The sequence below is a fragment of the Paenibacillus sp. 598K genome, assembly GCF_003851045.1.
Lineage (GTDB): Bacteria > Bacillota > Bacilli > Paenibacillales > Paenibacillaceae > Paenibacillus_D.
Genome location: NZ_BFBX01000023.1, coordinates 37,410 through 37,777 on the forward strand (window position 1 = coordinate 37,410; position 368 = coordinate 37,777).

Consider the following 368-nt stretch of genomic DNA (forward strand, 5'->3'; position numbering starts at 1 on the left):
GCAGCTGGACCGCGTCGAGATCGTCCATGTGCCGTGGCGGGCCGAGCAAGGACAACCCTCCCCTGCGTCTGATCCTCACGCCCCCTTCCATCTGATGCACCATGCCGGTGCGGAGGGGCGCGGCTGGAGCCGCATCTCCCCGGAGACGACGGTGCGCAAGTTCATCACCTGCAACTCGCGCACCTCGGCTGCGCTCGCCGATCCTGCGGCGCGCGAGGGCATCGCTGCGGCGCTGGCGGAGCAGCCTGTGCCACAGCCGCTCCGCCAGCTCGTCAGCGCGCCGCTGCGCCTAGCGACGATCGAGCCTTACCGACAGGACGCGATGCTGGTCGCCGAGCGGCTGGCCCGGGCGGGGTATCGCTGCGAGG

The 368-nt window shown here is 71.5% G+C and carries 1 pseudogene; it reads left to right on the forward strand.

Annotated features, from left to right (window positions below):
- A pseudogene (locus PA598K_RS36085) lies at nucleotides 1–368 on the forward strand (ABC transporter substrate-binding protein); the annotation flags it as partial.